General features: G+C 60.9%; 29 protein-coding genes and 1 pseudogene. 16 read left to right on the top strand and 14 right to left on the bottom strand.

Features of this window, described 5'->3' with window-relative positions:
* Positions 1-18: 18 nt before the first annotated feature.
* From rbsD to ACUN0G_RS09465, 6 genes and pseudogenes are all read right to left on the bottom strand, one after another.
* Positions 19-423 (bottom strand): D-ribose pyranase, encoded by a 405-nt coding sequence (gene rbsD / locus ACUN0G_RS09490; protein ID WP_258344720.1) that lies wholly within the window; start codon positions 421-423, stop codon positions 19-21.
* Positions 420-1,337, bottom strand: a complete 918-nt coding sequence (gene rbsK, locus ACUN0G_RS09485) for a ribokinase (protein WP_445573200.1) — start codon at positions 1,335-1,337, stop codon at positions 420-422. The genes rbsD and rbsK overlap by 4 nt, the downstream gene beginning before the upstream one ends.
* 23 nt (positions 1,338-1,360) lie before the next feature.
* Entirely contained in the window at positions 1,361-2,383 is a 1,023-nt protein-coding gene (locus tag ACUN0G_RS09480; protein ID WP_063031656.1) for a LacI family DNA-binding transcriptional regulator, read from the bottom strand.
* A 3-nt stretch (positions 2,384-2,386) separates the two neighbouring features.
* Positions 2,387-3,364: an ABC transporter permease gene (locus ACUN0G_RS09475; RefSeq protein WP_063031658.1), complete on the bottom strand. Its 978-nt coding sequence runs from the start codon at positions 3,362-3,364 to the stop codon at positions 2,387-2,389.
* A gap of 27 nt (positions 3,365-3,391) precedes the next feature.
* Positions 3,392-4,915: pseudogene (locus ACUN0G_RS09470) on the bottom strand (sugar ABC transporter ATP-binding protein); the annotation flags it as partial.
* A 57-nt stretch (positions 4,916-4,972) separates the two neighbouring features.
* Entirely contained in the window at positions 4,973-5,932 is a 960-nt protein-coding gene (locus tag ACUN0G_RS09465) for a sugar ABC transporter substrate-binding protein (RefSeq protein ID WP_445573199.1), read from the bottom strand.
* 566 nt (positions 5,933-6,498) lie between these two features.
* Here ACUN0G_RS09465 and ACUN0G_RS09460 point away from each other — a divergent pair.
* The 3 genes from ACUN0G_RS09460 (at position 6,499) to ACUN0G_RS09450 (ending at position 8,762) form a co-directional block, all read left to right on the top strand.
* Positions 6,499-7,587 (top strand): asparaginase, encoded by a 1,089-nt coding sequence (locus ACUN0G_RS09460; protein WP_076014615.1) that lies wholly within the window; start codon positions 6,499-6,501, stop codon positions 7,585-7,587.
* 229 nt (positions 7,588-7,816) lie between these two features.
* Positions 7,817-8,068, top strand: a complete 252-nt coding sequence (locus tag ACUN0G_RS09455; protein WP_201142495.1) for a DUF1654 domain-containing protein — start codon at positions 7,817-7,819, stop codon at positions 8,066-8,068.
* A 4-nt stretch (positions 8,069-8,072) separates the two neighbouring features.
* Positions 8,073-8,762: an endonuclease I family protein gene (locus ACUN0G_RS09450; protein WP_258344712.1), complete on the top strand. Its 690-nt coding sequence runs from the start codon at positions 8,073-8,075 to the stop codon at positions 8,760-8,762.
* A gap of 43 nt (positions 8,763-8,805) precedes the next feature.
* Here the strand turns inward: ACUN0G_RS09450 and ACUN0G_RS09445 are convergent, their stop codons facing one another.
* A complete protein-coding gene (locus tag ACUN0G_RS09445) occupies positions 8,806-9,183 on the bottom strand; it encodes an SPOR domain-containing protein (protein ID WP_226477700.1) in 378 nt (125 codons plus the stop codon).
* Positions 9,184-9,446: 263 nt separating this feature from the next.
* On the opposite strand from ACUN0G_RS09445, the gene csrA reads away from it, so the two are divergent.
* Positions 9,447-9,641 carry a carbon storage regulator CsrA gene (gene csrA / locus ACUN0G_RS09440; RefSeq protein WP_003192511.1) on the top strand — a complete coding sequence of 65 codons (195 nt, stop codon included), beginning with the start codon at positions 9,447-9,449 and terminating at the stop codon, positions 9,639-9,641.
* Positions 9,642-9,761: 120 nt separating this feature from the next.
* Here csrA and ACUN0G_RS09435 read toward each other — a convergent pair whose 3' ends face one another.
* Positions 9,762-10,220, bottom strand: a complete 459-nt coding sequence (locus ACUN0G_RS09435) for a DUF2214 family protein (protein WP_421551666.1) — start codon at positions 10,218-10,220, stop codon at positions 9,762-9,764.
* A 169-nt stretch (positions 10,221-10,389) separates the two neighbouring features.
* Between ACUN0G_RS09435 and ACUN0G_RS09430 the strand changes: the two genes are divergently transcribed.
* The gene (locus tag ACUN0G_RS09430) at positions 10,390-10,650 is read left to right on the top strand and encodes a hypothetical protein (RefSeq protein ID WP_258344710.1); all 261 of its coding nucleotides are present in this window, start codon (positions 10,390-10,392) and stop codon (positions 10,648-10,650) included.
* A gap of 60 nt (positions 10,651-10,710) precedes the next feature.
* On the opposite strand, the gene ACUN0G_RS09425 is transcribed toward ACUN0G_RS09430, so the two are convergent.
* On the bottom strand, positions 10,711-11,385 hold the full coding sequence (locus tag ACUN0G_RS09425) for an HAD family hydrolase (protein ID WP_445573198.1): 675 nt from the start codon (positions 11,383-11,385) through the stop codon (positions 10,711-10,713).
* 243 nt (positions 11,386-11,628) lie between these two features.
* Here ACUN0G_RS09425 and ACUN0G_RS09420 point away from each other — a divergent pair, with 243 nt between their 5' ends.
* The 5 genes from ACUN0G_RS09420 (at position 11,629) to ACUN0G_RS09400 (ending at position 15,265) form a co-directional block, all read left to right on the top strand.
* The gene (locus tag ACUN0G_RS09420) at positions 11,629-11,841 is read left to right on the top strand and encodes a phage infection protein (RefSeq protein ID WP_421551668.1); all 213 of its coding nucleotides are present in this window, start codon (positions 11,629-11,631) and stop codon (positions 11,839-11,841) included.
* A gap of 161 nt (positions 11,842-12,002) precedes the next feature.
* Positions 12,003-12,773 (top strand): alpha/beta fold hydrolase, encoded by a 771-nt coding sequence (locus ACUN0G_RS09415; protein ID WP_421523413.1) that lies wholly within the window; start codon positions 12,003-12,005, stop codon positions 12,771-12,773.
* A 111-nt stretch (positions 12,774-12,884) separates the two neighbouring features.
* Positions 12,885-13,133: a DUF2790 domain-containing protein gene (locus tag ACUN0G_RS09410; RefSeq protein ID WP_421523412.1), complete on the top strand. Its 249-nt coding sequence runs from the start codon at positions 12,885-12,887 to the stop codon at positions 13,131-13,133.
* Positions 13,134-13,184: 51 nt separating this feature from the next.
* Complete coding sequence (locus ACUN0G_RS09405) at positions 13,185-13,856, top strand: heavy metal response regulator transcription factor (RefSeq protein WP_063031680.1); 672 nt, start codon at positions 13,185-13,187, stop codon at positions 13,854-13,856.
* Entirely contained in the window at positions 13,853-15,265 is a 1,413-nt protein-coding gene (locus ACUN0G_RS09400) for a heavy metal sensor histidine kinase (RefSeq protein WP_258344705.1), read from the top strand. Before ACUN0G_RS09405 ends, ACUN0G_RS09400 begins: the two co-directional genes overlap by 4 nt.
* On the opposite strand, the gene pcp is transcribed toward ACUN0G_RS09400, so the two are convergent.
* Genes pcp through ACUN0G_RS09385 form a run of 3 tightly spaced genes read right to left on the bottom strand, consistent with a single transcriptional unit; the run spans position 15,258 to position 17,573 of the window.
* Complete coding sequence (gene pcp / locus ACUN0G_RS09395) at positions 15,258-15,905, bottom strand: pyroglutamyl-peptidase I (RefSeq protein ID WP_445573197.1); 648 nt, start codon at positions 15,903-15,905, stop codon at positions 15,258-15,260. The genes ACUN0G_RS09400 and pcp overlap by 8 nt on opposite strands.
* A gap of 7 nt (positions 15,906-15,912) precedes the next feature.
* On the bottom strand, positions 15,913-16,863 hold the full coding sequence (locus tag ACUN0G_RS09390) for a DUF979 domain-containing protein (RefSeq protein WP_063031687.1): 951 nt from the start codon (positions 16,861-16,863) through the stop codon (positions 15,913-15,915).
* Entirely contained in the window at positions 16,860-17,573 is a 714-nt protein-coding gene (locus ACUN0G_RS09385) for a DUF969 domain-containing protein (protein ID WP_177071439.1), read from the bottom strand. The genes ACUN0G_RS09390 and ACUN0G_RS09385 overlap by 4 nt, the downstream gene beginning before the upstream one ends.
* Before the next feature lie 228 nt (positions 17,574-17,801).
* Here ACUN0G_RS09385 and ACUN0G_RS09380 point away from each other — a divergent pair, with 228 nt between their 5' ends.
* Positions 17,802-18,029 carry an SPOR domain-containing protein gene (locus ACUN0G_RS09380; RefSeq protein WP_445573196.1) on the top strand — a complete coding sequence of 76 codons (228 nt, stop codon included), beginning with the start codon at positions 17,802-17,804 and terminating at the stop codon, positions 18,027-18,029.
* A gap of 3 nt (positions 18,030-18,032) precedes the next feature.
* Here ACUN0G_RS09380 and ACUN0G_RS09375 read toward each other — a convergent pair whose 3' ends face one another.
* Positions 18,033-18,458: a GNAT family N-acetyltransferase gene (locus ACUN0G_RS09375; RefSeq protein WP_445573195.1), complete on the bottom strand. Its 426-nt coding sequence runs from the start codon at positions 18,456-18,458 to the stop codon at positions 18,033-18,035.
* Between the two features lie 184 nt (positions 18,459-18,642).
* Positions 18,643-19,419 (bottom strand): AraC family transcriptional regulator, encoded by a 777-nt coding sequence (locus tag ACUN0G_RS09370; protein WP_421523407.1) that lies wholly within the window; start codon positions 19,417-19,419, stop codon positions 18,643-18,645.
* 211 nt (positions 19,420-19,630) lie between these two features.
* On the opposite strand from ACUN0G_RS09370, the gene ACUN0G_RS09365 reads away from it, so the two are divergent.
* The 5 genes from ACUN0G_RS09365 (at position 19,631) to ACUN0G_RS09345 (ending at position 26,205) form a co-directional block, all read left to right on the top strand.
* On the top strand, positions 19,631-21,247 hold the full coding sequence (locus ACUN0G_RS09365; protein WP_445573194.1) for an APC family permease: 1,617 nt from the start codon (positions 19,631-19,633) through the stop codon (positions 21,245-21,247).
* A gap of 30 nt (positions 21,248-21,277) precedes the next feature.
* Positions 21,278-22,204: a 4-hydroxyproline epimerase gene (locus tag ACUN0G_RS09360; RefSeq protein WP_445573193.1), complete on the top strand. Its 927-nt coding sequence runs from the start codon at positions 21,278-21,280 to the stop codon at positions 22,202-22,204.
* Between the two features lie 38 nt (positions 22,205-22,242).
* Positions 22,243-23,190, top strand: coding sequence for a dihydrodipicolinate synthase family protein (locus tag ACUN0G_RS09355; RefSeq protein WP_258344697.1), 948 nt, complete (start codon positions 22,243-22,245; stop codon positions 23,188-23,190).
* A 180-nt stretch (positions 23,191-23,370) separates the two neighbouring features.
* Complete coding sequence (locus ACUN0G_RS09350) at positions 23,371-24,942, top strand: aldehyde dehydrogenase (NADP(+)) (RefSeq protein WP_445573192.1); 1,572 nt, start codon at positions 23,371-23,373, stop codon at positions 24,940-24,942.
* Positions 24,943-24,945: 3 nt separating this feature from the next.
* On the top strand, positions 24,946-26,205 hold the full coding sequence (locus ACUN0G_RS09345; RefSeq protein WP_445573191.1) for an FAD-dependent oxidoreductase: 1,260 nt from the start codon (positions 24,946-24,948) through the stop codon (positions 26,203-26,205).
* The last annotated feature ends 44 nt before the right edge of the window (positions 26,206-26,249 follow it).

Below are 26,249 nucleotides of genomic sequence, written 5' to 3'. Positions count from 1 at the left end.
TCCTTGTCGTTGGGAATTCTAGAACGTTACGCCGGAGACCAGCGCGATATTGCAGTAAGGCTGGCACTCACCGGTGCGCACCACCGCCCTCGCCTTGCGGCTGAGCTGCTTGAACTCTTCATGGCTGAGCAGGCGGCGCTCGCCGAGGGCGGCCTGTTCGGTCAGGGTATTGAGATCCGTCAGGGCCGGCGGTTGCTTGAGCAGGATTTCTTCCGCCAGCACGTGGCTTTCCACCTGCATTTCGCTGAGAACAATGCGCAAGGTGCTGACGAAATCCGGGATGCCTTTGGTCAGCGCCAGGTCGATCAGCTCAACGCCAGGCGGCACCGGCAGGCCGGCATCACCGATCACCAGAATGTCGCCGTGGCCAAGGGATGCGATCACCCGCGACAGCGCGATATTAAGCAAGGGAGTCTTTTTCATGAGGACACTAAACCTTGGACGTCATGCAATGTAGGAATGGACGGTTGCGCACCGGCACGGGTGACCGACAGCGCAGCCGCCGCCTGGCCAAAACGAATGGCCTCGGCCTCGCTTTTACCGTTAGCCAGTGCCGCCGCAAAACCACCGACGAAGGTGTCACCGGCAGCGGTGGTATCGACCGCCTTGACCTTGGGCGCCACCAAGTGCTCAAAGCCATGGCCATCGGCAAACAAAGCGCCCTCGGCGCCGAGGGTAATAATGACTTTGCCGGCGCCGGCCTTGATCAGGTGCGTGGCGGCGACCTTGGCGCTGTTCAGCGAATCCACCACCACGCCACTCAAGGCCGAGGCTTCGCTTTCGTTTGGAATCAGGTAATCGATGGCGGCGTACCAATCCTCAGGCAGCGGACCGCTGGCCGGCGCCGGATTGAGGATCACCGTTTTGCCCAGTTCGCGGCCGCGCTTGAGGGCATGGCCGACAGTGTCCATCGGCGTCTCAAGCTGGCAAACAATCACGTCGGCAGCCTGCAGCACGCTGTCGAAGGTCTGTAATTTGGCCGGGGTCAGCTCGCCATTGCTACCGGCGACGATAACGATCGCATTCTGACTGCTGTCATCCACCACGATCAGCGCCACACCGCTGGACCCGTCGACGGTGCTGACGGCCTGGCAATCGATGCCTTCCACCAACAGTGCGTCGCGCAATTGCGCGCCATAGGCATCGGTGCCCACGCAACCGACCATCGCGACTTCGGCCCCAAGACGCGCCGAAGCGACTGCCTGGTTTGCGCCCTTGCCGCCGGGAACGGTGGAAAACGATTGGCCGATCAGGGTTTCACCGGCGCGGGGCAGCCGGCTGGCCCGGGTGACCAGGTCCATGTTCAGGCTGCCTATTACCACTACTTTTGCTGGCATACATCAGTACTCATCAATTCGGTTCAGCGGTATTGGGCAAACACACCGGCCAACGGCGCCGTTGACTCGCGCAGAACAATACTCGGCGTCACGATGCGTTGATCGATCGGCAATTGGGGTGTCGCAATTCGTCGCAGCAAAATCTCGGCGGCCATCTCTCCCAGTTGCAGGATCGACTGGCCCACCGTGGTCAGCGCCGGGTACACGTACTGGCTCATTTGAATATCATCGAACCCGATCACCGACAGCTCACCGGGCACGCGGATATTACGCTCGGCCGCCGCGCGCAATACGCCGAAGCCGATCATGTCGTTGCCGGCAAAAATCGCACTGGGGGGATTATCCGCCAGCAATTGCGCCGCCGCCGCGTAACCACCAGTGCTGGTGAAATCACTCTCCAGCACACGGCCGGCCGGTACTTCAAGCCCGGCCTCGGCCAGGGCGCGGTAGTAGCCCGCCATACGCATCTGCGCCACGCGGGTATGGCTCGGGCCACCAATGCAGGCAATGTCGCGGTGCCCCAAATCCAACAGATGACGGGTCGCCAGGTAGGCGCCCTGTTCGTGGTCGATGCGCACCAGGTCCACATCGATCCCGTCGAGTGCACGGTCGACGATGACCATCGGCGTACGCACCGCTTTCAGGCCCGTCGCCAGGCCGCTGTCATCACCGCCTACCGAGGTCACGATCAAGCCGTCAATGCGCTTCTCCAACAGCACCCTCAAGTAGCTGCGCTGCTTTTCAGCATTATCGTCGGAGTTGCAGAGGATCACGCAATAGCCATTCCGTTCGCAGTAATCCTCGATGCCCCGGGCCAGCTCCGCAAAATACGGGTTGAGGCTGTTGGGCACCAACAGGCCGATGGTCGCGGTGGTCTTGGCTTTCAGCGACCGCGCGACAGCACTGGGCACATAGTCGAGCTGCTTGATGGCCGCTTCGACCTTGATCCGTACCGGCTCGCTGACCGGGCGCGTCTTGTTCACCACATGGGACACCGTGGTGTAGGAAATTCCCGCAAGCGCCGCCACATCCTTGATCGTTGCCATGGCTCAGGCTCGCCGACTGGCGCGCTGGCTGCGGTAAGTATCCAGCACCACCGCGATCACGATCACGGCACCGGTGATGATACGTTTGGTCGGTTCAGTGGCGCCAATCTGCGCCAGCCCTGCCGCGAGGACCGAGATAATCAGCACGCCGAAGAAGGTACTGATCACCGAGCCACGCCCACCCATCAGGCTGGTGCCGCCGATGACCACGGCAGCAATCACTTGCAACTCCAGGCCAGAACCGGCGTTTGGATCCGCCGCTTCCAGGCGCGAAATCTGGAACAGTGCCGCCACGCCGGCCAGCAGGCCCATCAGGCTGAACACCAGGATCTTGTAGGGTTTTGGATTGATACCGGCCAGGCGCACAGCCTCTTCGTTGGTGCCGATGCCGATCAGGTAGCGACCGAACACGGTACGCGTCAGCACAAGCTGCGCGGCGATGATCACCAGCAACGCGATGATGAACGAAGGCGAAATCCCGAAGGCCACCGGGTTGGACAACCAGGCAAACGAATCACCAATGTATGCGGTGCGCGAGCCGGTCATCTGGTACGCCACACCGCGGGCCATTTCCAGCACGCCGAGGGACACGATGAACGACGGGATGCGCCAGGCCACGGTGATGGAACCGGTAATGGTACCGGCCAACGCGGCGCAGCCCATGCCCAGTATGGCTGCCGGCAACACACTCCAGCCCCAGCCGAGAATCGCCACGCTGACGGCCGATGCAGCAAGAGCCAGCACCGAGCCTACGGAAAGGTCGATGCCGCCGATGATCAGCACGAAGGTCATGCCCACCGCCAATACCATCAGGTCGGGAATCTGGTTGGCCAGGGTGCTGAAGGTATCGTACGAGAGGAAGTGGTCACTCAGGAACGAGAACAACGCGATCATCGCCAGCAAAGCACCGGCCAGGCCCAGGTAAGTGCCCAGGCCGTAAAAGTTGCCGCCACGTTTTGCAGGGGAGGAAATGGTTTTCATGGGGTATTCCCTAGGCGCTGCGTCATTGAGCAGCGCATCACGTTTCTGATAGCCGGCAAAAGCAGCGGCAAGCAATTCGTCCTGGGTCCAGCTGTCGCGCTCGAAAGTCTCGATCAGGCGCCCGGCGGAAAGCACGCCGATGCGGTCGCAGATCAGCATCAACTCACGCAGGTCGCTGGACACCACCACCAGCGCCTTGCCCTGGCGGGTCAGGTCGCCGAGCAGCGCATAAATATCGAATTTGGCGCCAACGTCGATGCCCCGGGTCGGCTCATCGAACAACATCACTTCGCAGTCGCGCTCCAGCCAGCGGCCAATCACCACCTTCTGCTGGTTACCGCCCGACAGTTCGGACACCAACTGCGCCGGGCTGGAACTGCGGATGCGCATGGCGTCAACCTGGCGCTTGGCCAAGGCGGTTTCGTCACGACTATTCACCAGGCCACCGCTGGAGACCTTCGGCATGTTGCCCAAGGCAATATTGGCGCCGATGGATTGAGTCAGCAGCAGGCCCTCGCCCTTACGGTCCTCGGTGATCAGGGCGATGCCATGACCGACCGCGTCGGCAGGCGAACGAATGCTGACGACTTGCGCGGGTGTGCCCAGGGCCACGGTGCCGCTGTCGGCGATATCGGCACCGAAGATCAGGCGCAGCAACTCTGTACGGCCAGCACCGATCAGGCCGGAGATGCCATAGATTTCACCGGCACGCACTTCAAAGGACACATCGCGGACCTTGTCCGAGCGGGTCAGGCCTTTTACCGTCAACAGCGGCGCGCCGATGGTGCGCGGGCCCAGGTCGATTTTCTCGCCCAGTTCGCGGCCCACCATCAGCGTGACCAGTTGCTCACTGTTGTAGTTGGCCATCGGCTCGACACACACCAGCTTGCCGTCACGCAGTACTGCAATGCGCTGGGCGACACGGGCGAGTTCTTCGAGCCGGTGGGAAATATAGATAATCGCCACGCCCCGGGCCTGCAGGCGGGTGATTTGTTCAAACAGCATCTCGACTTCACGGGCGGTCAACATCGCCGTGGGTTCGTCGAGGATCAATACGTGGCAATCGCCGATCAGGTTGCGAGCGATCTCGACCATCTGTTGGTGGCCGATGCCAAGGCTGCCGACCAGGGTATCCGGGTCGATAGCGTCCAGGCCAACCTGGGCCATGGCTTCAATCGCGGCCTTGCGCAGTTGCTTGCGGCTGATCCAGCCACCGTGGCTGGGCAGGTTATCGAGGAACAGGTTTTCGGCGACCGTCAGGGTCGGCAGCAGGTTGAGTTCCTGCATGACCATGCGGATGCCCTGCTCTTCAGCCTGGGTCCGGCTGCCCGGCGTGTAGGCCTGGCCATTGAACTGCATCTGGCCATCGGTCGGCGTGACCAGCCCGCCGATGATTTTCGACAGGGTACTTTTCCCCGCGCCATTTTCACCGGTAAGCGCCAACACTTCCCCACGATTGAGCGTCAGGGTGATGTCGGACAGAACCGGTTGGGCATAGGTCTTGCCGATACCGCTGACCGAGAGGACAGCGTTCGGTGCGGAAGATGACATAGGAACGTCTCCAGGCGTCCGCTCGAGTGAGCGGACGCTGTTTGGTGCTGCCGGGAATTACTTCTTGAGGACGAGTTCGACCGGGGTTTCGATTACGCCGTCTTTGGCATCGACTTTTTCACCCTTGACTAGCTTGAGCGCGTTCTGGATACCGAACACCGCTTGCTGGGCAGCCGCCTGGTCGGCGGTCGCCAATACGCGGCCGTCCTGCAGCATGGGTTTAATGGCTTCGATGTTGTCGTAGCCCACGACCAGAACCTTGCCGGCCTTGCCTGCCGCACGTACGGCAGAGACAGCGCCCAGGGCCATGTTGTCGTTACCGGCCAACAATGCCTTGAGGTCCGGGTATTCGCTCAGCATGGCGGAAGCGACTTTCTGACCCTGGTCGATTTCCCAGTTACCCGACTGGGTGGAGACGATCTTCATGCCGGCAGCGTCCATCGCATCTTTGTAGCCTGCGGTACGCTGTTGGGCGTTGGTGGTGGTCGGCACACCTTCAATGATGCCGACCTTGTCACCCGCAGCCAGTTGCTTGGCCAGATAGTCGCCCACCAGCTTGGACCCTTTGCGGTTATCCGGGCCTACAAACGGGATATCGAGTTTTTTGCTTTTCAGCACTTGCGGATCAAGGCGGTTGTCGATGTTGACGACCTTGATGCCTGCATCGGAGGCTTTCTTCAGCACAGTGACCAACGCCTTGGAGTCCGCAGGCGCGATCACGATGGCGTTTACTTTGGCGAGGATCATCTGGTTGACGATATCGATCTGGGCACTGGTATCGGTTTCGTTCTTGATCCCGTTGGTGATCATGTCGAAATCGGCGGCGTGTTCTTTCTGGTAGGACTTGGCGCCGTCCTGCATGGTGACGAAGAATTCGTTGGCGAGGGATTTCATGACCAGGCCGACCTTGGGTTTGGCGGCGGTCTCGTCAGCAAATGCAGAGGAAAGAGGCAGGGCAGCGGATGCGGCAGCAAGCACAGCGACAGCAAGAAGACGTCCAGCGAATGGCAGCTTCATGGGTTCACTCCGATCTTATGATTATTGTGAGCAACGCTTGCACCGAAGAACGCTTCGGCAGCCATCCCACCCGGGCGGCTGATACGAGCTTTCACGACACTCAGGGAGCACCCCGTGAAACATCTCGCAAACGTTTGCGTTAGGTCAAACTATGAGAAGCTTGTCGAGATTTGTCAACGGAAGAAAACAGCCTTTTGATGAATCCGCTCTACGCCCCGCCCCTTCCCCATTGGCTGTCCTCCCTAAACATCGATGCGGCTTGATCGTTCTCTGAAACGACAGGTCGCGATGTGCCTTCTGCGTTTAAACTCAAACTTTTCCGTCATCCTTTTCGGACAACCGAACATTCGCACGCCGTTTTGTTCGGAAAGCCGGACAAAAGACGAAGCCCTTTGCTTAAAAATCAAATAAATATAGATATAAATCAATAGGTTAAATTCTATTCCCAAACAAAATACCGCTGGTACAAATCCTGCTCTTACTCAGCACCTCGCGGCGTTCAGAACCGCCCGGGTGTTTCTAGATGAACTTGCACCAGCACTCATCAAAAACTAGAGAGAAGAATAATGAAATCTGCGTTGAAAACCTTCGTTCCGGGCGCGTTAGCCCTCCTGCTGCTGTTCCCTGTTGCCGCTCAGGCAAAAGAAGCTGAAACCCAGCAAAAACTGTCCAACGTGGTGATCCTTGCCACCGGCGGCACCATCGCCGGCGCTGGCGCCAGCGCGGCCAACAGCGCGACCTACCAGGCCGCCAAAGTCGGCATCGAACAATTGATCGCCGGCGTTCCTGAGCTTAGTCAGATCGCCAATGTACGCGGCGAGCAAGTGTTGCAAATTGCCTCCGAAAGCATCACCAACGAAAACCTCCTGCAACTGGGTCGCCGCGTCGCCGAGCTGGCCGACAGCAAGGACGTCGATGGCATTGTGATCACCCACGGTACCGACACCCTGGAAGAGACTGCCTACTTCCTCAACCTGGTGGAAAAGACCGACAAGCCAATCGTCGTGGTCGGCTCGATGCGCCCAGGCACCGCCATGTCGGCTGACGGCATGCTCAACCTGTACAACGCCGTTGCCGTCGCCGGCAGTAAAGACGCCCGCGGCAAAGGCGTGCTGGTGACCATGAACGACGAGATCCAATCGGGTCGCGACGTCAGCAAGATGATCAACATCAAGACTGAAGCGTTCAAGAGCGCGTGGGGCCCGCTGGGCATGGTGGTTGAAGGCAAATCCTACTGGTTCCGCCTGCCAGCCAAGCGCCACACCATGAACTCGGAATTCGACATCAAGACCATCAAAAGTCTGCCGGACGTCGAAATCGCCTACTCCTACGGCAACGTAAGCGACACAGCCTACAAGGCCCTGGCCCAGGCCGGTGCGAAAGCCATCATCCACGCAGGTACTGGCAATGGCTCGGTGTCTTCCAAGGTAGTACCGGCCCTGCAGGAACTGCGCAAGCAAGGCGTGCAGATCATTCGCTCTTCCCACGTGAATGCCGGCGGTTTCGTTCTGCGTAACGCCGAACAGCCTGACGACAAATACGACTGGGTGGTTGCCCATGATCTGAACCCGCAGAAAGCCCGCATCCTGGCCATGGTCGCCCTGACCAAGACTCAGGACAGCAAGGAACTGCAACGGATGTTCTGGGAATATTGATCGCTTCCTGGCCCAGCCGGTAACGGTTGGGCCATCCCGCTCGTGGCGCACCGCGAGCGGGTCCAAATTGCCCCGCTTTACCCACCGCGCAATAAACCTTTGAAAAACAAAGCCCTCCTACACCAACTCGGCAAAAGCATTGTCAGAAGAACTTCCTGGATTTTAAGCAGTTGCGAAATTGCCCACAGTTAAATACTGTATGCACGTACAGCCTAATAAGGAATACTCCGTGGCAAAGCCCTCTTCCGCAGCACCAGCAGCGCCTGACGCCTATCAACGCCTGGCCATTCGCGTGCAAAAAATCATCAATTCCACCAACGCCCAGAAGAACAAGGCGGCGTTGATCTTCCGTTTGCCGGAGGAACCGGAAGACGAGTGGGCACGACTACTGGAGGAAATCGCAGAAAACGACAACGTCACCCTCGCCTATCGCGATGACGGTGGCGTGCAGATTTTCTGGGTTGTGCCGAAGGAAGATTGAGTCAATGAGTGTCCGTTTTATCAGTCTGTTGTGTGTGTTTTTTGCTGTCACCGCTCACGCCCAAGCGCCCAAGACGTTCAGCGAAGCCAAGAAAATCGCCTGGAAACTGTATGAACCGCAATCCACGGAGTTCTATTGCGGCTGCAAATACAACGGTAACCGGGTGGACCTGAAAGCCTGCGGCTATGTCCCGCGCAAGAACGCCAACCGGGCGGCGCGTATTGAATGGGAACACATTGTTCCGGCCTGGCAGATCGGCCATCAGCGCCAGTGTTGGCAAGACGGCGGACGCAAGAACTGCACCCGCAAGGATGCGGTGTACAAGCGCGCTGAGGCCGACCTGCACAACCTGGTGCCGAGTATCGGCGAGGTCAATGGCGACCGGAACAACTTCAGTTTTGGCTGGCTGCCGGTACAAAGCGGGCAATATGGATCATGCCTGACCCAGGTAGATTTCAAGGCCAAGAAGGTCATGCCCCGCCCGTCCATTCGCGGGATGATTGCCCGTACTTACTTTTATATGAGCAAGCAGTATGGCCTGCGCTTGTCGAAGCAGGACCGCCAGCTCTACGAAGCCTGGAACAAGACCTACCCGGTACAAGCCTGGGAACGCCAGCGCAATCAAACCGTGGCGTGCGTGATGGGGCGCGGCAATGAATTTGTCGGCCCGGTGAACTTGAAAGCCTGCGGCTGAACGTAAAAAGCGGGAGCGCCATGGGCTCCCGCTTGTCGGTCCTTTACTGTGCAACCTTGTGTTCGATGACCTCGGACACGGTGTCATTTTTCTTCGCAGTGGCCAGTTTCTCGGTCAACTGCACCTGCTTGGCCTCGGCCTCGGCCTTGGTGCTGAAGGGGCCCAGCAGTACCTGATCCTTACCGTCTTCCTTCGTCAGATAAAAACTGAAACCGTGTTCCAGCAACCACGCGGTCAGGTCAGTTATCGCTTGCAGCTTGTGATCCGGCGGCCCCACCCATACATCCCACTCTTGAGCGGCGATCGCACCGACCGCTGGTTGGGCCTGGGCGGGCGCCTCGGCAACGGCGGGCCTGGCCTTGGGGGCATCGACACTTTTACCTTCACCGCAACCGGCCAATGCCAACACCGCAATTGCCATCGCTACTTTACGCACTACCCTGCTCCTTAGAGGATCAAAGAGGCGACTTTATCATTCACTGTCTATTCTGGCCGTCATAAACGTTGGCTTAAACAATGCGAATCATGTATCGCAGACCTGTATGATGGCGGCATGGGAATTAATGCCGCCTCTATGCGTCCTAAAAGAGGCAGCCACAGGGAAGCGCTTCGCAGTAAGCTACACACATCCGACATCTGCCCTGTCTGAAACATGTGTCCTTCAAAGCAATCAAGGAGAAGTCCATGCTGATACTCACCCGCAAAGTCGGTGAAAGCATAAACATCGGTGATGACATTACTATCACCATCCTGGGCGTTAGCGGCCAGCAAGTAAGAATCGGCATCAATGCTCCAAAGGACGTTGCCGTGCATCGCGAGGAGATCTACCAACGTATCCAGGCGGGCCTGACGGCTCCGGATAAAAACCAGACACCTTGAAGCGCCTCCAGTAGCCAGCCCTTTCGTTCACTGTAACGGCTGGCGAAAACCTCCTTTAGCCTGCTCGCGGCTTCCCGTGGCCAGCGCGCCCTGTTCCCTTATTCCAGCGCCAGCCCACTGCTACCCCAGGCCTACGCCACGTGCCATTCCCGTCGCTGCAATCATCATCAGCACCACCAGCAACGCCTGCAGGTGGCTGATGCGCGCAAAAAGACCTGCCTGATGCAAATCGAGATGCGCGCCGCGCGCCAAAGCGATGCGCCACTTGATAAAGCGGATCATCGGCGCGAGCTCCAGTAACAAAATTAATACCAGCAGCGTCATCTTCACGTGAAACAACGGCTGGTGCAGGTAATAATCACCGCCTTTTTCATAGCCGCCAAAGGCCCGCATGCCACCGGTTACCAACAATATCAGGGCACTGACTCCCCAGATATTGTCCGTGATCAATACACGGCGCACGGTGGATGGTTCACTCTCTACCAGGTTGCGCAAAGCCTTGCCTCGAGCTAGCACGGCCGATAGCGCCATAGCGAATGCCAGTAAATGGACGGCTGCAAGAAACCACTGAACGAACATAAGGCGTACTCCCTTTGCATGACGGAAGGCAGGAACCCTTCACAGTAATAGCCGCTGGGTGCCCTTTACGCATGAAACAGCTTGCATACAAATGGAACTTGTTGAGTTTTCCACAGCCGAATCTCGTGACAAATCTTTTACAGTCTGCAGCGCGCCAAGGAGCACGTTGATGAGGCGTCCTGATAAACAGCCTTCTTTATCCAAGTCCTGGACGATCGCCGGGTTGATCGCCGTGGTCTTTTTCGGGCTGGAGTATGCCGTGCGGTACGAAATGGAGGGCATCTCCGATAATGCCTACTCCTGGCTGGACCTGGCGCTGTTCCTGGGGGCGTACTTGTTTGTCTTCTGTCTCCAGCCTCTCCAGGCTGCCATTCATCGAAAATTGTGTCGACGAGCCCCTCGCAGTGATCGCCGGAAAGCCTCGTCCTGAGCGTCTGTAAAACCGTCCGTTTACAAAGAAGGCCGATCCGGTTAACCGGATCGGCCTTTTTTATGTCAGGCGCTGCAGGTGCAACAGCCCGGCATCGTCCCGCAAAACCTGTAGATGCTCGTACCCGGCAATCGAGGGGTGTTCCGTGACCATAGGCGTGTGGTGCGTTGCCGTCACCACCATCACGTCGGCCCCCGCCGCCTCGCCGGCACGAATCCCGACGCTGGCATCTTCAAACACCAGGCAGTCCTGCACCGGCACTCCCAGCCGTTGCGCACCGAGCACATAACAGGCCGGATCCGGCTTGCCACTGGCGACATCCTCCGCGGTGACCAACACCGCCGGTGGATTGATCCCGGCCGCCCGCATACGGCGCAGAGCCAATGCCTTGGGTGCGGACGTGACCAGCGCCCATTGATCGCCGGGCAGCGTGTTGAGAAATTCCACCGCGCCGGCAATCGCCACCACCCCTTCTACATCCTCGAGTTCAGCCTCGGTGATCCATTGCGCCTCCGCCTGCGCGTCAACCCCGGGCAATGCCTGACGGGTGATGGTATCGATGGCCCGGGCGCCATGAATGGTCTTCAGAAAGGCCGCAACATCCAACCCATGGCGCTCAGCCCAGGTCGCCCAAACCCGCTCGGCGGCGGCAATGGAGTTCAGGAGTGTGCCATCCATATCGAACAGAAAGGCGCGGTAACGGTTGGTGAATACAGCTGAATCGCGGGTGGACACTGCTCGGCTTCCTCATGTTTTCGTCACCCGGTCTTGGGTACTGACGAACCACTTGCCCGATGCAATCTACGGATCGCCCCAAACGCTGTAAACCTTCCCGTGGTTTGTATCGGACTGTATGGAAACCCTGCCTGGATACGCGAACCTGCATTTCGCCACGCCCGGGCACACATGGCGGATACACCCCGGGGATTAACTACGACCACCAGCCAATCCGGCTGGCTCACGCGTAGGAGCCTCATCATGTTCAATCTCTCGAAAGCTTCGTCCCTGGTATTCGGCCTGGCTGTCGTCGCGGGCCTCGGGCTGTCATCCATCGCGTCGGCCAACACCCACGCCGCCGCAGCCAAAGCCCAGCCATCCCATCTGCTCGCCGAGGGCGGCGCCGATCGCCTGCACGAACGCGGCCTGGCGGAAGGTGGCGCTGAACGCCTGCAGGCAGCCCGTACTGTCTGATGAATCTGCGCCCAACAAGGGCAGCTCCAGGCTGCCCATTGCATTACAAACTTGTCATCAAGCTGTCAGTGTTGCCAGCACCCTCACTTCATACAGTGAAGTCGTCAGTCACCCACAGCCGGTGACCCAACTTCCCACTGATAAAGAAGCGAGCCCGCCCGATGAAACCTGCAAGCAAACTCTGCCTGATCGCCGCCAGCCTGTTGATGCTGGGCACCGGTACCGCCATGGCCGGCCCGATTGCACCGGTGAAAGCCAACAACGTGGTACTGGTGCACGGCTCCTGGGCTGACGGTTCCAGTTGGTCCGAAGTGATCACCCGCCTGCAGGCCGCCGGCTTGCATGTGACCGCCGTGCAAAACCCGCTGACCTCGGTGGCGGATGACGTTGCCGCCACCAATCGCGTACTCGATCAGCAGGACGGTCCTACCGTGCTGGTCGGCCATTCCTACGCCGGTACCGTGGTCAGCGATGCCGGGGTCAACCCCAAGGTCAGCTCCCTGGTATACGTCGCCGCTCGCGCCCCGGACGCCAACGAAGACTTCGTCGCCCTGTCCGCCAAGTACCCGAGCACACCCGTACGGGCCGGTGTGGTGGAGCACGACGGCTACCTGACCCTGAACCAGGACGCCTTCCTCAAGTACTTCGCTGCCGACGTGCCCCACGCCAAGGCCATGGAGCTGTACGCCGTACAACAACCGATCGCCAAGACCCTGTTCAGCGGCCGCACCGTCAACGCCGCCTGGCACACCAAACCGTCCTGGTATGCGGTGTCCAGCAACGACCAGACCATCAACCCCGACTTGGAACGCTTCCTCGCCAAGCGCATGAACGCCACCACCATCGAGGTGCCGTCGAGCCACTTGTCGCTGGTTTCCCACGCCAAGGAAATCACCGACCTGATCCTCGAAGCCTCCGGCCGCCAGCCCTGATCCCTTCATTACGATCTTGTCATCATCCTGTTGGTTGGCTGTTTGTGTCGCCTGGTTACTGTGAACTCACTGCCGGATACCGGCAGCCAACCCTTAAAGAGAGATACCGCCATGAAACTGTTTATCCTCGGCTTTGCTGCCCTCCTCGCCACCGGTTCGGCGTTTGCCGATACCACTTCGGTCATCCATGACACGCCCGGCTTCTTCATGCACATGGACGTGGCCAAAGTGCTGTCGAGCACCGACACCTACGGCCAGTGCGGCATTGTCCCCGCCCGCCTCGACTACCTCGACAGCCAGGGCCGCGAACACGTGCTGGACTATCAGGTACAGGGCATCGGCTGCCCCAATGACAATTGATCGGGCTACACTTGCGCCACGAAACACCGGCACATCACCAGGGCAACTCCCATGAATATCCTCGTAGTCGAAGACGAGCCCAAGGCGGGCAACTACCTGCTTAACGGCCTGCAGGAACTGGGTTACTCCGTGAGCCTCGCCCGCGACGGTGTGGACGGTTTGCACCAGGCCCTGGAAACCCCGTTCGACGTGATCGTGCTGGACGTGATGATGCCGAAGATGGACGGTTGGGAAGTGCTGCGTCGCCTGCGCAAGGAAGCCGACACCCCGGTGCTGTTCCTCACCGCCCGGGACGACATTGCCGACCGCATCAAGGGCCTGGAACTGGGCGCCGACGATTACCTGATCAAGCCGTTTTCCTTTGCCGAACTGGTGGCGCGCCTGCGCACCCTGACCCGGCGCGGGCCAAGCCGTGAAGAAGAACAACTGCAGATCGCCGACCTGCAGATCGACGTGCTCAAGCGCCGCGTTACCCGCGGCGGTGTGCGCATCACCCTGACCAACAAGGAGTTCGCCTTGTTGCACTTGTTCGCCACCCACCAGGACCAGGTGCTGTCGCGCTCGCTGATCGCCTCGCGGGTGTGGGACATGAATTTCGACAGCGACACCAATGTGGTCGACGTGGCCGTTCGCCGCTTGCGTCTGAAAATCGACGACCCGTTCCAGCTCAAGCTGATCCACAGCGTGCGCGGCATCGGCTACCGCTTCGATACGCAGCCATGAGCAAGCCTCGGCATTACTCCCTGACACTGCGCCTGGCACTGATCTTTGCCTTGCTGGCGTTCGCCCTGCTGGCGACCCTCGGCGTGGCGCTGTACCGCGACCTTGAGCGCGAGTTGATCCACCGGGACGATGCCGCGCTGATTTACCGCGTCGACCAACTGCGCAACCTGCTGAACGACAGCAACACCCTGGACCTGATCAAGACCAAGCCGGAGCTGTTCCAAAACATGCTGGGCAACCGCGAATCGGTGCTGAGCATCACCGCACCGGGGCAGAAGCCGTTGCTGGAGGTGAACCCCGGCAACATCGATATGCCCGCCGTGACACCGGTGCCCAGAAACCATGCCCTGGACTTCGCCGATGTGCAGCATTTGCCTGGCGTCAACGGAGTGCCCTTCTCCATGCTGGCCGCCACCATCGATTCCGGCGACCAGGGCAGCCTGCAAGTCACCACCGGGCGCCTGATGACCGAGCGCACCGCTGTGCTCGCCAGCTACCGGCTGAGTGTCTATATCCTCGCCAGCATCGCTGCGTTGGTACTGGCGGTGGTCGGTTACCTGATGGTGCATCGTGGCTTGCTGCCGTTGCGGCGCCTGGCGGTGCATGCCCAGGGCATCGGCGTCGGCAACCTTGCCGCGCGCCTCGACAGCCAGGGCGCCCCCAAAGAATTGCTGCCGATGATTGATTCGTTCAACACCATGCTCGAACGCCTGGCCAAGGGCTTCGTACAGTTAGGGCAGGTCTCCACCGACATGGCCCACGAACTGCGCACGCCCATCAACAACTTGCTGGGGGAAACCCAGGTGGCGTTGCAGCAACACCGCAGCGTCGAGGCCTACCAACAACTGCTGGCCTCCAACGTCGAAGAACTTGAACGCCTGGCGCGCATGCTCGACAACATGCTGTTCCTGGCCCGCACCGACCCCGCCAGCGCCTTGCGCCAACGCCAGGAACTGGATGCGGCCGATGAAGTGGAACGCATGGCCGACTATTTCGAAGGGCCGGCGGGCGATGTCGACATCAGCATCCTCGCCCGAGGCACCGGTGTGATCTGGGCCGAACCGATGCTGTTGCGCCGCGCCCTGGCCAACCTGTGCGCCAACGCCATCAAATATGGTGCGCCAGGTTCTGAACTGCTGATCCAGGCCACACCCGGCGCCGAAGGCATCAGCCTGACGGTGACCAACCATGGGGCGACCATCCCGGCGGAGCACTTGCCGAGGTTGTTCGAGCGGTTTTATCGGGTGGATGAATCCCGGGAACGCTCGGCGCATTCCAATGGGCTGGGGCTGTCCATCGTCGCGACCATCATGCAGTTGCACAACGGGCGCTACAGCGTCAGCAGCGAGGACGGCGTGACGTGCTTCGCGTTGTTTTTCCCGGGACGCGAAGCCGAAAACCTCAGCTGACTTGCCCACCCGGTTCAGTGATATCCACCTGGGTATTCCAGGCCGTCAGCAGTGCAATTCGCAACCCTTCAACCTGCATCGGCAACGCCATCGAGGGCGGCTCGGGTACGCGGCCCGCCACCTGTTCGGGCAGCCACGGCACATGGATGAAACCGCTGCGCACCCCAGACCCGGCGAGCGCGTGCTGCAAGAGGTAGAACACCTGATTGCACACGAAAGTGCCGGCGGTTTGCGACACGCTGGCCCCAATGCCGGCCTCGCGCACGGCCCTCACCATGGCCTTGCTCGGCAAGGTACCGAAGTAGGCCGCTGGGCCGCTGGGCACCACTTCCGTGTCGATAGGTTGCTCACCCAGGTTGTCCGGGATCCGCGCATCATTGAGGTTGATCGCGACCCGCTCGATGGAAATATCGCTGCGCCCGGGACCCAGCCCGACCGCAATGACCATCTGCGGACGATGTTCGGCCAACAGCTGAGCCAGGCGCTCGCCCGCCGTGGCAAAGGCGCAGGGTAACTGCCGCGCGACAATCCGCACATCAGCGCCCAACGGCACACCCTCCAACAGGCGTACCGCCTCCCAGGACGGGTTGATAAGGTCTTGGTCAAACGGTTCGAAACCCGTCAGCAATACAGTGCGCATTACAGCCTCACATCAGCAGGTAGAGCAGGACAATATTGACCACCAGCATCATCAACGCCGTCGGCATCTGCGCCTTGATCACCGCGTTTTTATCCGGCAGCTCCAGCAACGCCGCCGGAACAATATTGAAGTTGGCCGCCATGGGTGTCATCAACGTACCGCAGTAACCGGAGAACATGCCAATGGCGGCCATCACCGCCGGGTTACCGCCGTAGATACCCACCAGCACCGGCACACCCACGCCGCCGGTCATCACCGGGAAGGCGGCAAAGCCATTGCCCATGATCACGGTAAACAGCGCCATGCCCAACACATACACCATCACCGCTACCAGCTTGTAATCCAGGTTGATGTAGGTGGTGGTGATGTGCGCAACCGCCGTGCCCACGCCCGCTTCGTTGAACAACAGCCCGAGCATCGCCAGCATCTGCGGCAGCACCATCGCCCAGCCCAGCGCTTCGGTGAGGCGCCGGGATTCGCGAAGGGCTTGCACCGGGGTGTCCCGCGTCAGCCAGCAGGCCAGCGCCAGTGCAATCAGGCAGCCGATGCCCAGGGAAACAAAGGTGGTGTTCTTCGGGTCCAGCAGCGGCACGCCGCCGATCTCGGTGTGCTTGAGCAGCACCGAGCCGATCACCGTGGTCAACGGAATGGCCAATGCCGGGATAAACAATTTATGCCCCAGGCGACCAGCGCTGGCCCGTGCGGCCTTGTCATGCAACTGAGCGTGCGCGCCACGGCCTACGCCGCCCAGGCCCGCAATGAGCGCCATGACCACAACGCCCACGCCGACCACTACCGAAGGCAGACGCTCCCCCACCAGGAACGGAATGGCAAACAGCAGCCAGAACAACGAACTCGACCAGCGCTTGGGGTGGGTGCGATCCATCAGGATCATCCCGGAGGTGATCACCAGCAGAATGCCGGCCAGCCAGTACAGGTATTCAATGGAAATGATCATTGCGCCGCCTCCGCTTGCTTGGCCGGTAACAGCTCTCGGGTCAGCATTCGGTCAAAGCGGTGCAAGCGGATGGCGTGAATGATGAAGGCGCAGATGGCCGTCGGGATGCCCCAGACCGCAATGTGCAGAGGCTCGACATCAATCCCCGAACCCAGCAGGAAGGTGTGCATCAACGCAATCGCACCAAAGGCGACGAAGATATCCTCGCCAAAAAACAGCCCGACGTTGTCGGTCGCGGCACACATGGCCAGGACCTTGTGGCGAAGCTTGTCGGGAAGTTTGCCATAGCGTTTTTCCGCCGCGCCTTCCGCCATCGGCGCCAGCAACGGGCGCACCATCTGCGGGTGCCCGCCCAGGCTGGTCAGGCCCATGGCCGCTGTGGATTCACGCACAAACAGGTAGATGATCAGCAAGCGCCCGACCGTGGCCCGCTCAAAACGCGCGATCCAGTTTTGCGCATGCAGGCGCAAGCCATGGCGCTCCAGCAAGCCGATGACGGCCAGGGGCAACAACAGGATCAATTGCAAGGCGCGGGTCTGGAGGAAGCCGTCGCCCATGGTGGCGAGGATCTTTTCCAGTGGGAAGTGGGCGGCAAAGCCGGTGGCAATCGCTGCCGCCGTGACGACCAGCAGCGGATTGAAGCGCAACACAAAGCCGACCACGATGACGAGTACGCCAATCAGCGGCCATAGGTTCACAACAGTTTGCATGGTGGTGAGGTCCTTAAGTGCGCGCTGCGGCGCCAGTAAAGCAGGTAGTGAACAAAGGGGTTCACTGCAAGAAAACGGCGTGCAGCCCGGCTCGATTTTTTATTGTTGACCTGGAAGGTCGAGCGTCAGTGGCGGCATCTTTGCTGCTTGGGGAGGGAGGTGTCCAACAAGAAAAATTGTTGCTGCAATCCAATAAAGTTTGTGGGTGTTTGAAGCGTTAGAGGGCATTTGTATCGCAGCGGCTGGGTGGCGCGCCTTACCGGCGATACCGACAAAGCGTTTGGCGAACGGGTTGCGCAACTGCGAGCGCTCGATGTGCCCACCGTGCTCGATGAGCGGCCTCACGCCTTTGTTGGCCCGTTTGAAGAGAAGGCCCAGGCGCAGAACGTGCTCAGGTACTTTGAGTCCGATCAAGGGCTGGACGGCTTGGTCACGTGGCGGTCGGTGACCCGCTAGCCCTCAGCCCAGATGCTTCTGGAAAAAGTGGCGCGTGTGTCCTGGCGGGTACTCGGCAATATGCCCGAACTCGCTGAAACCCAGCTTCCGATAGAATCCGGGCGCCTGGAAGCTGAAGGTGTCCAACCAGATCCCCGCACAGCCTTTCTCCCGTGCCAGCCCCTCTGCCGCGTGCATCAGCCGCGAGCCCATGCCTTGAGTGCGCATTGACTCAGGCACGCTCAACAGCTCAACGAACATCCAGCCATAGGAAATTTTCCCGTACAGACCGCCCACCACTTCCCGGCTGGCGGGATCGCGCAACAACAACCCGAAGGTTTCGAACGGGTTCTCGCCGCATTGGCTGATGTTGTATTCCCGCAGCGGCTGGAGAATGGCCTGGCGCTCTTGCTCGGTAACTTCGAAAGATAACTCTATCGCCGATTCCATCTCGTTGGACTCCTGACAGTTTGAACACGACTATGGTTGAAGACGGGCACGGACTGGATGACTTGATAAGTCACACCAACGGCAGGGATAAAACTGACCAGGTTTGCGCAACTGCGAAGAGCGTTGGCGCCCTCCTTGTTGGCGCCACCGCTGCTCATGACATTCACGTAGATCCAATTAGACATCACTGCCCACCGGTCGCCTGACGATACTGGCGCGGCGTAAACCCGGTCAACGCCTTGAACTGCCGGGTAAACGCACTGTGGTCGGTATACCCACACTGCAACGCGACCTCAGTGATCGGCAGCTCGGTATGCAGCAGCCGATGCGCATGCTCAAGGCGCACCTTCTGGATCATCTGACGCGGCGTGAGGTGGAACACGCGCTTGCAGTAGCGCTCCAGTTGCGCCACTGAAATCCCGGCAATCCGCGTCAACTCACCCAACGTGACACGCCGATTGAAATGCGCCCGGATGTGCTCGTCCACCGCCGCCAGGCGTTGATAGGCCGGATGGGTTTCACTGGCGGTTTGCAGGTCGACCGAGATGCCCGCCAGGCCGATGATTGCTCCCTCGCGGCTGTACAGCGGCCATTTGTGGGTCAGGCACCAACCCGGCTCGCGGGTGCCGTAGAGGTGCAGTTCCAACTGGTCTTCCAGGACAAATCCCTGCTCCAGCACCCGTCGATCCTGTTCGGTATAGCCGGGCCCCAACTGCGCGGGAAAGACCTCGGCGCTGGTTTTCCCCAGCAGCGGTTGCAAGTGTTTCAACCCACACCGTTGCACCAGGGTGCGGTTGGCCAATACGTAGCGCGCCTGCACGTCCTTGATAAAGATCGCAGCATTGGGAATCACGTCCAGCATCGGCAACAACAGCCCCACGCCGGCCAGTAATTCTTCGATGGTGTGCGGACGGTTGGTCTCGCTCCCTTGGCAAAGGGTCGCGAACGCGCTCTGCATCATGACGCTTTCTCCTGCATTCAGCGGACAGGCCAGGCGCCCGGCGGGCGGTGCCTGGCGAGCAGATTGCCCCATGGGCGCCGGCATGTCGAGCGCTCGAAACTGTGCTGATTTCGTCATATCAGCCTGCGCAAAACATCAATCGCGGCGCCGGTGATGGGTTCACTGTATGGCCACTGCATGCCTATCCAATAACCCACAAGAAGGCGCCGCCATGTCAGCCCAAGGCAAGTTCAAGAAACAGCTTTCATTGATCGACCTCACCTTTATCGGACTGGGAGCGATCTTCGGTTCGGGCTGGCTGTTCGCGGCCAGTCACGTCTCTGCCATCGCCGGGCCGGCGGGGATTTTTTCCTGGTTGCTGGGCGGGTTCGCCGTGTTGCTGCTGGGCATTGTGTACTGCGAACTGGGGGCCGCATTGCCCCGCGCCGGTGGCGTGGTGCGCTACCCGGTGTACTCCCACGGCCCGCTGCTGGGCTACCTGATGGGCTTTATCACGCTGATCGCGTTTTCAAGCCTGGTGGCGATCGAAGTGGTCGCCTCGCGCCAATACGCCGCGGCGTGGTTTCCCGAGTTGACGCAGGCGGGTTCCAGCAACCCCACCGTCCTCGGCTGGTTCGTGCAGTTCGCGCTGCTCTCGCTGTTTTTCGCCCTCAACTACCGCAGCGTGAAGACCTTCGCCATGGCCAATAACCTGGTCAGCGTGTTCAAATTTATCGTGCCGTTGCTGGTGATCGGCGTGCTGTTCACCTTCTTCAAGCCTGAGAATTTCCACGCCCAGGGCTTCGCGCCGTTCGGCCTGTCGGGCATTGAAATGGCCGTGTCCGCCGGCGGGGTGATTTTCGCGTACCTGGGCCTGACGCCGATCATCTCGGTGGCCAGCGAAGTGAAAAACCCGCAACGCACCATTCCCATTGCACTGATCCTGTCGGTGCTGCTCTCCACCGCGATCTACGTGCTGTTGCAGACCGCATTCCTCGGCGGCATTCCCACCGAAATGCTCGCCAACGGCTGGGCTGGCGTCGCCAAGGAACTGGCCCTGCCGTACCGCGATATCGCCCTCGCCCTGGGTGTGGGCTGGCTGGCTTACCTGGTGGTGGCCGACGCGGTGATCTCCCCCAGCGGTTGCGGCAACATCTACATGAACGCCACGCCGCGGGTGATTTACGGCTGGGCGCAAACCGGGACCTTCTTCAAAATCTTCACGCGCATCGACGAAAAGTCCGGTATCCCACGCCCGGCGCTGTGGCTGACCTTTGGCTTGTCGGTGTTCTGGACCCTGCCCTTCCCGTCGTGGGAGGCGCTGATCAATGTGGTGTCCGCCGCACTGGTGTTGAGCTACGCCGTGGCGCCGGTGTCGGTTGCCGCACTGCGCCGCAATGCGCCTGACCTGCCGCGCCCATTCCGGGTCAAGTGGATGGGTGTGCTCGGCCCGCTGTCGTTCATCATCGCCGCGTTGATCGTCTACTGGTCGGGCTGGAGCACCGTGTCGTGGCTGCTCGGCCTGCAAATTCTGATGTTCGTGGTGTACCTGCTGTGCGGGCGTTTTGTGCCGACCCTGCACCTGAGCCTCGGCCGCCAGGTTCGCTCCTCCGCCTGGCTGATCGGCTTCTACGCCGTGACCATCATCCTGTCGAAGCTCGGCAGCTTTGGTGGCCTGGGCATCCTCAGCCATCCGTTCGACACCCTGGTCGTGGCCGCTTGCGCGCTGGGTATCTATTACTGGGGCGCGGCCACTGGCGTGCCGGCGCATCTGGTTCGCCTGGAAACCGAAGATGACGAAAGTGAAGCCCCTGAGCCCGACATCGGCCGCGTGCAGCTGGCTTCCTGAGTCTCAGCCCCCCCCTGAATGGACACTGTTATGAAACGAGTTCACATCATCGATTCCCACACCGGCGGCGAACCCACGCGCCTGGTGATGACAGGTTTTCCCGAGTTGGCCGGCGAGACCATTGCCGACAAGCTCGACAACCTGCGCACTCAGCATGACCAATGGCGCCGAGCGTGCCTGCTGGAGCCCCGTGGCAACGATGTACTGGTGGGCGCCCTGTATTGCGCGCCGGTCTCGGCCGATGCCACCTGCGGCGTGATTTTCTTCAACAACGCCGGCTACCTCGGCATGTGCGGCCACGGCACCATCGGCCTGGTTGCCTCGCTGTATCACCTGGGGCGGATCGCACCGGGGGTGCACAAGATCGACACGCCGGTCGGCCCGGTCAGTGCCACATTGCACGCCGACGGCGCGGTGACATTGCGCAATGTGCCCGCCTACCGCTATCGCCAGCAGGTGCCAGTGGACGTACCCGGACACGGTCGGGTCTACGGCGATATCGCCTGGGGCGGCAACTGGTTCTTCCTGGTTTCCGACCACGGGCAAGCGCTGCAAATGGACAACGTCGAAGCCCTGACCGATTACACCTGGGCGATGCTCAAGGCCCTCGAAGCCCAGGGCATCCACGGTGAAGACGGCGCGTTGATCGACCATATCGAACTGTTCGCCGACGACGACCAGGCCGACAGCCGCAACTTCGTCATGTGCCCGGGCAAAGCCTACGACCGCTCGCCCTGCGGCACCGGCACCAGCGCCAAGCTGGCGTGCCTGGCGGCCGACGGCAAACTCGCCGCCGGTGAGCCGTGGGTGCAAGCCAGCATCACCGGCAGCCAATTCGAAGGCAGCTACGAATGGGAAGGCGAACGTGTGCGCCCTTCCATCACCGGCCGCGCCTACATGACCGCCGACAGCACCTTGCTGATCGACGAACAGGATCCCTTCGCGTGGGGCATTTGAACCGCCCCCGCCCCTTCAATCAAACTGGAGCTGAAACCATGAATACCAACATCTTCACCGGCTGCATCCCCGCCCTGATGACCCCGTGCACCGCCGAGCGCAAACCGGACTTTGACGCCCTGGTCGCCAAGGGCCGCGAACTGATCGATATCGGCATGAGCGCGGTGGTGTACTGCGGCTCCATGGGCGACTGGCCGTTGCTCACGGAAGCCGAGCGCCAGGAAGGCGTGGCGCGCCTGGTGGCTGCCGGGGTACCGACCATCGTCGGCACCGGCGCGGTCAACAGCCGTGAAGCGGTGGCCCACGCGGCGCATGCGGCAAAGGTCGGTGCCCATGGCTTGATGGTCATCCCGCGTGTGCTGTCCCGTGGCGCCTCGGCGACGGCGCAGAAGGATCACTTTGCGGCCATCCTCAAGGCGGCGCCGAACCTGCCGGCGGTGATCTACAACAGCCCTTACTACGGCTTCGCCACCCGCGCCGACCTGTTCTTTGAGCTGCGTCGCGAGTACCCGAACCTGATCGGCTTCAAGGAATTCGGCGGCGCGGCAGACCTGCGTTACGCGGCCGAACACATCACGTCCAAGGACGATGACGTGACCCTGATGGTCGGCGTGGATACCCAGGTGGTCCACGGTTTCGTCAACTGCAACGCCACCGGCGCGATCACCGGCATCGGCAACGCGCTGCCACGGGAAGTTTTGCAACTGGTGGCCCTGAGCAAGAAAGCCGCCAAGGGCGATGCCACCGCACGCCGCCAGGCGCGGGAATTGGAGTCGGCACTGGCGGTGTTGTCGTCCTTTGACGAAGGCTGCGACCTGGTGCTGTTCTACAAGCATCTGATGGTGCTCAACGGCGACAAGGAATACACCCTGCACTTCAACGAGACCGATGCTCTCAGCGATGCCCAGCGTCGGTATGCCGAGCACCAGTACGCGCTGTTCCGCCAGTGGTACGCCAACTGGTCGGCGGAGCAAAACGTCGCTTAACACTATTCAAGGCCACAAAAATCAAATGTAGGAGCTGTCGAGCCCCGGCGAGGCTGCGATGGAATCACCGCGGTGTACCTGCCAGAGCGCAGTGCCTGCATCGCAGCCTCGCTCTGGCTCGACAGCTCCTACAGTAGATTCTCTTTATCCGGGCTCTCTTTACTTTCTCAGGATTACGCCATGACTCTGACGGGCACCATGCTGATTGGTCAGCACTCCATTCCAGGCAGCCGCGAGGCAATCCGGGCGATCAATCCTGCCACCGATATTGCGCTGGAACCTGCCTATGCCGGCGGCACTGCCGAGCATGTCGAACACGCCTGTGCGCTGGCATGGGGCGCCTTCGATTCCTACCGCGAAACGCCATTGGCCGCTCGCGCCGAATTCCTTGAAACCATCGCCAACGAAATCGAAGCCCTGGGCGATGAGCTGATTGAACGGGCGATGGTCGAAACCGGCCTGCCCCGCCCACGTATCCAGGGTGAACGTGGGCGTACCTGTCACCAATTACGCACCTTTGCCCGTACGGTGCGCGCGGGTGAATGGCTGGATGTGCGGGTTGATTCCGCTCAGCCGGATCGCCAACCGCTGCCCCGCTCCGACCTGCGTCAGCGCCAGGTACCTTTGGGACCGGTGGCGGTGTTCGGCGCGAGTAATTTTCCCCTGGCATTCTCAGTGGCCGGCGGTGATACCGCTTCGGCACTGGCGGCCGGTTGCCCGGTGATCGTGAAGGCACACAGTGCGCATCCTGGTACCAGCGAACTGGTGGGCCGCGCGGTGGCCAAGGCCGTTCAGCAATGTGGTCTGCCTGACGGTGTGTTTTCGCTGTTGTACGGCTCGGGCCGCGAAGTCGGGATCGCCCTGGTGCGCGATCCACGCATCAAGGCCGTGGGTTTCACCGGTTCGCGCAGCGGCGGCATCGCCTTGTGCCAGGCGGCCCAGGCACGTCCCGAGCCGATTCCGGTGTATGCGGAGATGAGTTCGATCAATCCGGTCTACCTGTTTCCCGCCGCATTGAACGCGCGCGGTGAAGCTTTGGCCCAGGGGTTTGTCGCGTCCCTGACCCAAGGCGCCGGCCAGTTCTGCACCAATCCCGGGCTGGTGATTGCCGTTGCAGGGCAGGCGCTGGACCACTTCATCGACAACGCCGCCAATCTGCTTCAGCGCAGCGCGGCCCAGGTCATGCTTACACCGGGAATCTTCAAGGCTTATGAAGACGGCGTCAGCGCCCTGGCGAAGCAGGCTCATGTCGCGGGCAAAGGGTTGGCGGCGCAAGGCCCGAACCAGGGCCAGGCCCACCTGTTTGTGACCCACGCACAAGATTTTCTCGCCAACCACAGCCTGCAGGCCGAGATATTCGGCGCCGCCTCCTTGATCGTGCAATGCGCCAACGCCGATGAAGTCCGCCAGGTCAGTGAACACCTGGAAGGCCAGTTGACCGCCACCTTGCATCTGGATGACGACGATCTGGAAACCGCCCGCGCGCTGCTGCCGACTTTGGAACGCAAGGCCGGTCGCCTGCTCGTCAACGGCTGGCCGACCGGCGTGGAAGTCTGTGATGCGATGGTGCATGGCGGGCCTTTCCCGGCAACGTCAGACTCGCGCACCACCTCGGTGGGCACCGCCGCGATCCTGCGATTCCTGCGGCCGGTGTGCTACCAGGACTTCCCGGATAGCTTGCTGCCGACGGCGCTGCAACACGGCAATCCAATGCTGCTGCGGCGCCTGCTCGACGGTCAGAGAGAAGCCTAGGCCATGAGCGAGAACGTCATTCCAGACATCGTCGTGGTCGGGGCCGGAATCATCGGCGTCGCCTGCGCGCTGCAACTGGCACGCCAGGGGCGGCGAGTGGTGGTCATCGACCCACAGCAACCCGGCCACGGGGCTTCGTTCGGCAACGCCGGTCACCTGGCGACCGAGCAAGTGTTTCCCATCGCGGATGCGTCGATCCTCAGCCGCTTGCCGGCCATGCTTCTGGACCCGATGGGCCCGCTGCGCCTGGACTGGAAATACCTGCCGCGCGCCCTGCCCTGGTTTACCCGGCTGCTGTTGAATCTGCGCCCGGCGCCATTCCAGCGCACCGTCGCCGGCATCCGCGCGCTGAATGAAAGCAGCCTGGGGGCGTGGCACCGTCTGCTGGAGAGTATCGACCGTACCGCACTGATGCGCGAAGACGGCTCATTGCTGATCTTCGAGCGCCCCGACTCCCGTCAGGCCATCGACGCCTTGCAGGCACGCATGCGCCAGCAAGCAGTGCCGGTGGATTATTGGCAGGCCAGTGCGGTACAGGAGGTGGCGCCGCAACTCAGCGAAGGGATTCAGGGCGGGTTGTTCTTTCCGCGCACCGGGCATTTTCTCGACCCTTACCGGGTGGTTTGCGAACTGGTGGAAGCAGCCAAGGCCTGTGGGGTGCAATTTCTCAAGCAACCGGTTTTGGGTGGGAAGCTCGGCGAGCACGGTGTTTCGCTGAGGACTGACCAAGGCGTGGTCGCGGCGCGTCAGGTGTTGATCGCCTGCGGTGCGCATTCGGCCAAATTGACCGCCGAACTGACCGGCAAAAAGGTCCCGCTGGATACAGAGCGCGGTTATCACTTGATGCTACCCAATGAGCATGGGCGGCTACCGTTCGCCGTCACGTCACTGGAGCGCAAGTTCATCATGACGCCCATGGATGGAGGATTGCGCCTGGCAGGTACCGTCGAGTTTGCAGGCCTCGATCGCCCGCCGAACATGGAGCGCGCGTGGCAGTTGCACCGGCTGAGTCAGGGGCTGTTTCGTCGTGATTTGAGTGCCGAAGATGCGACGCCGTGGATGGGGTTTCGCCCTTCCCTGCCGGACTCGCTGCCGATTATCGACAAGGTGTGCGATGGCAAGGTCTTGCTTGCGTTTGGGCACCAGCATCTGGGGCTGACGCAGGCGGCGGTGACGGCGGAGTTGATTGGCCAACTGGTGTCGCCGGTTTTTTTCAGCCACGGCTTGCCGGCGCTGGAACCCTATCGGCTGAGTCGTTTCTGACCGGAGCGGCACCCAAATTCGGGGCCGCCCGTCTGTTGGTGCTA

It is taken from the genome of Pseudomonas sp. 32A (assembly GCF_052682255.1).
The sequence above is the reverse complement of the archived record's forward strand: the minus strand, read 5'-3'. Positions and strand labels throughout refer to the sequence as shown.

Coding starts and splice junctions, on each gene's coding strand:
- ACUN0G_RS09365 (WP_445573194.1), top strand. CDS start 19,631: ATGTCAGCCCAAGGCAAGTTCAAGAAACAGCTTTCATTGATCGACCTC.
- ACUN0G_RS09360 (WP_445573193.1), top strand. CDS start 21,278: ATGAAACGAGTTCACATCATCGATTCCCACACCGGCGGCGAACCCACG.
- pcp (WP_445573197.1), bottom strand. CDS start 15,905: ATGCGCACTGTATTGCTGACGGGTTTCGAACCGTTTGACCAAGACCTT.
- rbsD (WP_258344720.1), bottom strand. CDS start 423: ATGAAAAAGACTCCCTTGCTTAATATCGCGCTGTCGCGGGTGATCGCA.
- ACUN0G_RS09375 (WP_445573195.1), bottom strand. CDS start 18,458: ATGGAATCGGCGATAGAGTTATCTTTCGAAGTTACCGAGCAAGAGCGC.
- ACUN0G_RS09370 (WP_421523407.1), bottom strand. CDS start 19,419: ATGATGCAGAGCGCGTTCGCGACCCTTTGCCAAGGGAGCGAGACCAAC.
- ACUN0G_RS09445 (WP_226477700.1), bottom strand. CDS start 9,183: ATGGCAATTGCGGTGTTGGCATTGGCCGGTTGCGGTGAAGGTAAAAGT.
- ACUN0G_RS09450 (WP_258344712.1), top strand. CDS start 8,073: ATGAGTGTCCGTTTTATCAGTCTGTTGTGTGTGTTTTTTGCTGTCACC.
- ACUN0G_RS09405 (WP_063031680.1), top strand. CDS start 13,185: ATGAATATCCTCGTAGTCGAAGACGAGCCCAAGGCGGGCAACTACCTG.
- ACUN0G_RS09475 (WP_063031658.1), bottom strand. CDS start 3,364: ATGAAAACCATTTCCTCCCCTGCAAAACGTGGCGGCAACTTTTACGGC.
- ACUN0G_RS09465 (WP_445573199.1), bottom strand. CDS start 5,932: ATGAAGCTGCCATTCGCTGGACGTCTTCTTGCTGTCGCTGTGCTTGCT.
- ACUN0G_RS09420 (WP_421551668.1), top strand. CDS start 11,629: ATGTTCAATCTCTCGAAAGCTTCGTCCCTGGTATTCGGCCTGGCTGTC.
- ACUN0G_RS09415 (WP_421523413.1), top strand. CDS start 12,003: ATGAAACCTGCAAGCAAACTCTGCCTGATCGCCGCCAGCCTGTTGATG.
- ACUN0G_RS09350 (WP_445573192.1), top strand. CDS start 23,371: ATGACTCTGACGGGCACCATGCTGATTGGTCAGCACTCCATTCCAGGC.
- rbsK (WP_445573200.1), bottom strand. CDS start 1,337: ATGCCAGCAAAAGTAGTGGTAATAGGCAGCCTGAACATGGACCTGGTC.
- ACUN0G_RS09430 (WP_258344710.1), top strand. CDS start 10,390: ATGAGGCGTCCTGATAAACAGCCTTCTTTATCCAAGTCCTGGACGATC.
- ACUN0G_RS09355 (WP_258344697.1), top strand. CDS start 22,243: ATGAATACCAACATCTTCACCGGCTGCATCCCCGCCCTGATGACCCCG.
- ACUN0G_RS09385 (WP_177071439.1), bottom strand. CDS start 17,573: ATGCAAACTGTTGTGAACCTATGGCCGCTGATTGGCGTACTCGTCATC.
- ACUN0G_RS09390 (WP_063031687.1), bottom strand. CDS start 16,863: ATGATCATTTCCATTGAATACCTGTACTGGCTGGCCGGCATTCTGCTG.
- ACUN0G_RS09345 (WP_445573191.1), top strand. CDS start 24,946: ATGAGCGAGAACGTCATTCCAGACATCGTCGTGGTCGGGGCCGGAATC.
- ACUN0G_RS09480 (WP_063031656.1), bottom strand. CDS start 2,383: ATGGCAACGATCAAGGATGTGGCGGCGCTTGCGGGAATTTCCTACACC.
- csrA (WP_003192511.1), top strand. CDS start 9,447: ATGCTGATACTCACCCGCAAAGTCGGTGAAAGCATAAACATCGGTGAT.
- ACUN0G_RS09410 (WP_421523412.1), top strand. CDS start 12,885: ATGAAACTGTTTATCCTCGGCTTTGCTGCCCTCCTCGCCACCGGTTCG.
- ACUN0G_RS09435 (WP_421551666.1), bottom strand. CDS start 10,220: ATGTTCGTTCAGTGGTTTCTTGCAGCCGTCCATTTACTGGCATTCGCT.
- ACUN0G_RS09400 (WP_258344705.1), top strand. CDS start 13,853: ATGAGCAAGCCTCGGCATTACTCCCTGACACTGCGCCTGGCACTGATC.
- ACUN0G_RS09460 (WP_076014615.1), top strand. CDS start 6,499: ATGAAATCTGCGTTGAAAACCTTCGTTCCGGGCGCGTTAGCCCTCCTG.